The organism is Capnocytophaga sp. oral taxon 863 str. F0517, from assembly GCF_000466425.1.
Classification (GTDB): Bacteria; Bacteroidota; Bacteroidia; order Flavobacteriales; family Flavobacteriaceae; genus Capnocytophaga.
In genome coordinates this window covers 1-277 of record NZ_KE992151.1, presented here as the reverse complement: position 1 = coordinate 277, position 277 = coordinate 1, and the positions used below count along the sequence as shown (strand labels likewise).

The window sequence follows — 277 nt, the reverse complement described above, 5'->3', positions numbered from 1 at the left end:
ATAACGCACATAAGTAATCACTACCGCTATCCGCCGCATCGATGTAAGCCACGGTGTAGTAACGCGAAGGCAAATCCATATAGCAGTTGAACTCATCGTACATCAAGCCCTCATTGGGTTTGGGGTCTTGCTGATACAGACTTTCAAAGACGGCAGGGTTGCGTTCCTTAATAGCTAAGAGCTTTTCAGCACTGTGTCGTTCTGGCCACAAGGCTTCCCCTTCCTCACGAGGGTCAAGGGCGGTAGGTTCCTTGTTTTGGATAGCAGGGAAGCTCAC

General features: G+C 49.8%; 1 pseudogene. It reads right to left on the bottom strand.

From position 1 onward, the window contains the following. Window positions 1-277 (bottom strand): annotated as a pseudogene (locus tag HMPREF1551_RS13945) (heat-shock protein Hsp70); the annotation flags it as partial.